This is a genomic window from Prevotella sp. HMSC073D09 (assembly GCF_001814145.1).
GTDB classification, from domain to species: Bacteria; Bacteroidota; Bacteroidia; order Bacteroidales; family Bacteroidaceae; genus Prevotella; species Prevotella conceptionensis.
The window spans coordinates 106,079-111,476 of record NZ_KV815079.1 but is presented as its reverse complement, the minus strand read 5'-3'; the positions used below and the strand labels follow the sequence as shown (position 1 = coordinate 111,476).

The window sequence follows — 5,398 nt, the reverse complement described above, 5'->3', positions numbered from 1 at the left end:
AAAACGCACTCCATTTAGCGGCAAAACGCACTCCTTTTTGCTGCAAATAGCTCCGAAATAGGTGCAAATGGTGGCCTTTTCAAATAAAAATTCATTTTGCCGTATGCACATGCTAACCCTATTTTGCATCAATACAAACCTTCGCGAGAATCGAGTTTTTGTGGCAAAGTGGGCGATTGGTGGATGAAAAGGCACTCATAATGTTAAATTTACTACTAAAAACTATACAAAAAGAATTATGCTGTAAACACGCGCGAGTGGGCAACGACACAGAAAACATGTAGGCTTGCAACGGCCAGCGCGAGCGGTTGTGGGGATGTTCCTCACGACCAACCAAGACGATATAATGGAAAAGCAGAAGTAATCTGCCATTGACAGCCAGGCTTTCAACTCGTAGAGAACGCATGGAATAACTTCCGCCAAGTCGCCTTCTGAAACATAACCACGTTTTGCCACAGACAACTTGGGGCAATATTTCAGGTTTTTATCGTATCCTCGTCTAGTACTTTGTGCATGAGCAGAATGCTTATCTTGGTTTTACCACACAAAGAAAACAAACTCCACCCAAGTTATAGAACCATTAAAAGTCAAGACGACTTCCTTAGACAGATAAGTGCCTACACGAGCTTATAAATCCAGCAATTTTCAGTCAAACCAAGCTATCCACTTCTTTATTCTATTCAACCCATTTGACTATTTCTATAAAAAATGTTGCCAATTGCGCAACAAGAGAATAAAAAGGCGTATCTTTGCAGTACGAATAACATTAGAAAACATAGTTAGAGATTTATGAAGAAGATGAAAGTTTTGACACTATTGATGTGTCTCGTGTTAGTGTTCGGCTGTAAAACCAAGCAAGGAACAGGTACCCTTATCGGTACTGGCGGCGGAGCACTCTTAGGTGCAGTAATTGGTAAGGTAGCAGGTAACACAGCTGTTGGTGCCGTTGTTGGTGCAACTGTTGGTGCAGCCACTGGCTCGATGATTGGTAAGCACATGGATAAGGTGGCTAAACGTACCGCCGAACAAGTGAAGAACGCCAAGGTAGAGGAGGTTACCGATGCCAACGGACTAAAAGCCGTGAAGGTGACATTCGACTCTGGTATTCTTTTTGCCACCAATAAGGCTACACTTAACCAATCTTCGAAAAACGAGTTGGCTAAGTTCTCGCAGGTGCTTAAAGAGAATAGGGACTGCCATGTGGACATCTATGGCCACACCGACAATACGGGTAACGATGGCATCAATATCCCTTTGAGCAACAGTCGCGCACAGAGCGTTGTTAACTATCTCGCCAATTGTGGTGTTCCACGCAGCCAATTCCAAAAGGTTGAAGGCAAGGGAAGTTCTGACCCCGTTGCCAGCAACTCTACGGCTAGCGGCAGACAGCAGAACCGTCGCGTAGAAGTTTACCTCTATGCTAGCAAGGCTATGATTGACGCTGCCAACAACGGAACGTTGAAGTAAGGCCTGCGCCAAAGCCATAAAAAGCTAAAAGGCGCGAAAGAAAAGTTGCATTGGCCAACATGTTGTGGGCGATGGCGTCTTTTCTTTCGTGCCTTTCGGCTTTACCAAGGGCGACAAGTAAACAACAGTATGAGGCAAATCTAACACAAGTGGCCGATGGAACACACTAAAAGGCTGGTTCTAAAAATTCCACGCCGTCATTCAATCACACTTCAAGCAACGCTATTTGCTGTCTTTTTGATTTTATTTGGCATCTTTCACAGGCCTTTGCGGTCGCATAAGCCACTATGCTCCCTCAAAATACAAGCGAAATCCGCCCAAATAAAACCTGAAAAGCCAACAAGGGTAATTGTTAGAACCACTTTAAACGTTTATTGAAATGAATCTAATGAAAAAGAAAATATTTAAGGTTTTGCGGTGGACGGCCGCCCTGTTTTTCGGCTCTACCATCCTTTCGGTGGTGGTGTTGCGTTTCGTTCCCGTGTTTTTCACACCATTGATGTTCATCCGTTGTGGCGAACAACTGCTCGATGGCAAAAGCCTTACCATGCACCACCACTGGGTTTCGATAGAAAAGATTTCGCCACATCTGCCTGTGGCCGTGATGGGAAGTGAAGACCAGCGTTTCTTGTTGCACCACGGATTCGACTTTGCGGCCATTCAGAAAGCTGCCAAGCAAAACATGAGGGGCGGAAAGAAAATGGGTGCCAGCACAATTAGTCAGCAAACGGCCAAGAATGTGTTTCTATGGCCAGGCCGTTCGTGGATAAGGAAGGGCTTTGAAATGTACTTCACGGCACTTATCGAGCTGATGTGGAGCAAGCAACGCATTATGGAGGTGTACCTCAACTCTATCGAGATGGGCGACGGCATCTATGGTGCGGATGCTGTGGCCGAATACAACTTCGGCACCACAGCCGGCAATCTTAGTCGCGCTCAGTGTGCCCTTATCGCCGCCACACTGCCCAATCCGCGAGTGTTTAGTTCCAAATATCCTTCGCCTTACATACGCAAAAGGCAAAGGCAGATTATGAAGAACATGCGCTTTATGCCTTCGTTCCCCAAGGAAGGTGAAGACTATAACCCCAATACTGCCAGTGGTGGCGTGTATCGGAAGAAGAAATAAGTAGGGTAGACAGCCCATACAACAAACCAAAGATGGAGAATTTGCTCGATAAACTAAACGAAAGCCAGCGCGAGGCGGTGGTATATACCGATGGCCCGCAGCTGGTTATCGCCGGTGCAGGTTCTGGTAAGACGCGCGTTCTTACCTTTAAGATTGCCTATTTGTTGCAACAGGGACTGAAACCGTGGAACATATTGGCGCTTACTTTCACCAATAAGGCGGCCAACGAGATGAAGGCGCGCATTGGAAACCTTGTTGGACACGATGGGGCCAAGCACCTTTTTATGGGTACTTTCCATTCTATCTTCTCGCGAATATTACGCGTTGAGGCCCCTCGGATAGGTTTCTCGTCGAACTTCACCATCTACGATGAAACGGATTCGCGCTCGCTTATCAAAACTATCTGTAAGGAAATGCAGCTAGACGATAAGGTGTATAAGCCTGCAACGGTGCATGCGCGCATATCAATGGCTAAGAATCACTTTATCCTTCCCGACGCTTATGCAGCCAATGCAGAGCTGATGATGCGCGATGCACGCGAACACATGTCGGCTTTGCACAAGGTGTATGCCGCTTATATGCAGCGTTGTCGTCTGGCTAACGCTATGGATTTCGACGACTTGTTGGTGCTTACTTACCGACTATTTGCCGAACACGAGGATGTGAGAAAGGAGTATGCAGGGCGTTTCCAATATGTGTTGGTAGACGAGTACCAAGACACTAACCATGTTCAGCAACTTATTGTGACGTTGTTGACGAAAGAACACCGCCGAATCTGCGTGGTGGGCGACGATGCACAGAGCATTTATGGATTTCGAGGTGCCGACATCGACAACATATTAGACTTTCAACAGCAGTTTCCAGAGACGCGTCTTTTCAAGTTGGAACAAAATTATCGCTCCACACAAAACATCGTGAAGGCAGCCAACAGCCTTATCAGCCATAACCAAAGGCAGATAAAGAAAGATGTGTTTAGTGAGAATGATGCGGGCGAGAAGTTAATGCTGAAACCCGTTTATTCGGATAAGGAAGAGGCGTTGGTGGTGTGTAACGACATCAAACGCATCATGAACGACGAGCAAGGGGCGTATAGCGACTTTGCCATATTGTACCGAACAAATTCGCAAAGCCGCTCGTTCGAGGAAGAGTTACGCCGACAAAGCATCCCATACCGCATCTACGGAGGATTGAGTTTTTACCAAAGGAAGGAGATAAAAGACATTATCGCCTATTTCAGACTGGTGATGAACGTTGACGATGAGGAGGCTTTTAAGCGCATCGTGAACTATCCTGCCCGTGGAATTGGAAACACCACGCTGGCCAAAGTTACAATGGCGGCACTGCAAAACGGAGTGAGCTGTTGGGAGATATTGTCCAATCCTGCCCACTATCAGCTTGATGTGAACAAGGGGACATGGACCAAGTTGCAGAAGTTTCGCGACATGGTGAATACCTTTGTGGCCGAACTTGCAACCTTGGATGCCTACGAATTGGGGATGAAAATCATCAAAGAGAGTGGCATTCAGGCCGACCTATACGCCGCGAACGATGCCGATAGCCTTACGCGACAAGAAAACTTGCAGGAGTTTGTGGGCGGACTAAGGGAGTTTGTAGACATTAGGCGCGAAGAAGGGAACGAAGGCGAGGTGTTCTTAAACGACTATTTACAAGAGGTTTCGTTACTTTCTGACCTTGATAGTGAGGGCGACGACGAGAGTAGGGTGGTGTTAATGACCGTCCATTCGGCCAAGGGGTTGGAGTTCCCTACGGTGTTTGTCGTGGGATTGGAGGAGAATATCTTCCCAAGTCCGCGGTCTACCGACTCGCCTCGACAGCTTGAAGAAGAACGTCGACTGCTTTATGTGGCCATCACTCGTGCCGAAAGGCATTGTATATTGACGTGTGCCAAGAACCGTTATCGCTTTGGACGAATGGAGTTCGACACGCCCAGTCGCTTTATTCGCGACATCGACCCTAGCTTATTGAATGTTCAGAACCCTATGTCCGACTTCTCTAAGCCGCGGTTGGAGCGCAGTTTGTTGTCAGACGAACTGCCTTCGGCACGCTATAATGGGGGGCGGAATACAAGGGAAACGCGTGAAGAGCGTTTTGATAACCCGCGTTTTCTTAACTCACGGCCCGTTGCGAGCCAGTTCATGGCCGACCCAATACCCAACCCAACGCGACCAAGGAAACCCGAACCTGCGGTAGACCCGCTGTCAGAAGGCTTTAAAAAGAGGCTTGCTGCTAGTGGTGCGAACCTAAAAAAGGTGTCCGAGGCCATTTCTCATTCGTCGTCTGGCTCTGCATCTGCGGAAGTGATGTACGATGCAGGGGGCAAGGAGATTGTTGAGGGCTGTGTTATCGAACACGAAAGATTTGGTATTGGCACGATTGAAAGGCTTGAAGAAACGGGCGAAAACGCTCGTATGACAGTTAACTTTAAGCATGCTGGCTCAAAAAAACTGCTCTTGAAGTTTGCCAAGTTTAAGGTTATTGGCTAAGGCCGACCGGAAATAAAGGCGTCTGAGCCTGCGATGTGTATGCGTTAGTTCGCACTTCGCGCAGGTTCAGACGCCTTTGTTATGTTTGTTTGTTAGTGGTAATGGCTTAGGTGTGGCTGGTTAACTCATAAACTTTCTTGCTCATAAACTCACCAGCTTACAAACTCATAACCTCACCAGCTCATAAACTTATAAACTTACTTGCTCATAAACTCACCAGCTTACAAACTCACAACCTTACCAGCTCATAAGCTTATAAACTTACTTGCTCATAAACTTATAAACTTACTTGCTCATAAAC

The 5,398-nt window shown here is 47.0% G+C and carries 3 protein-coding genes; all 3 read left to right on the top strand.

Annotation, left to right across the window (positions count from 1 at the left end):
- The first annotated feature begins 789 nt into the window (after positions 1 to 789).
- The 3 genes from HMPREF2955_RS06255 (at position 790) to HMPREF2955_RS06245 (ending at position 5,097) form a co-directional block, all read left to right on the top strand.
- Positions 790 to 1,467 (top strand): YiaD family glycine zipper/OmpA-like lipoprotein, encoded by a 678-nt coding sequence (locus HMPREF2955_RS06255; protein WP_009229390.1) that lies wholly within the window; start codon positions 790 to 792, stop codon positions 1,465 to 1,467.
- A 388-nt stretch (positions 1,468 to 1,855) separates the two neighbouring features.
- Positions 1,856 to 2,593 (top strand): monofunctional biosynthetic peptidoglycan transglycosylase, encoded by a 738-nt coding sequence (mtgA, locus tag HMPREF2955_RS06250; RefSeq protein ID WP_070721898.1) that lies wholly within the window; start codon positions 1,856 to 1,858, stop codon positions 2,591 to 2,593.
- 32 nt (positions 2,594 to 2,625) lie between these two features.
- Positions 2,626 to 5,097 (top strand): ATP-dependent helicase, encoded by a 2,472-nt coding sequence (locus HMPREF2955_RS06245; RefSeq protein ID WP_070721895.1) that lies wholly within the window; start codon positions 2,626 to 2,628, stop codon positions 5,095 to 5,097.
- The last annotated feature ends 301 nt before the right edge of the window (positions 5,098 to 5,398 follow it).

Coding starts and splice junctions, on each gene's coding strand:
- HMPREF2955_RS06255 (WP_009229390.1), top strand. CDS start 790: ATGAAGAAGATGAAAGTTTTGACACTATTGATGTGTCTCGTGTTAGTG.
- mtgA (WP_070721898.1), top strand. CDS start 1,856: ATGAAAAAGAAAATATTTAAGGTTTTGCGGTGGACGGCCGCCCTGTTT.
- HMPREF2955_RS06245 (WP_070721895.1), top strand. CDS start 2,626: ATGGAGAATTTGCTCGATAAACTAAACGAAAGCCAGCGCGAGGCGGTG.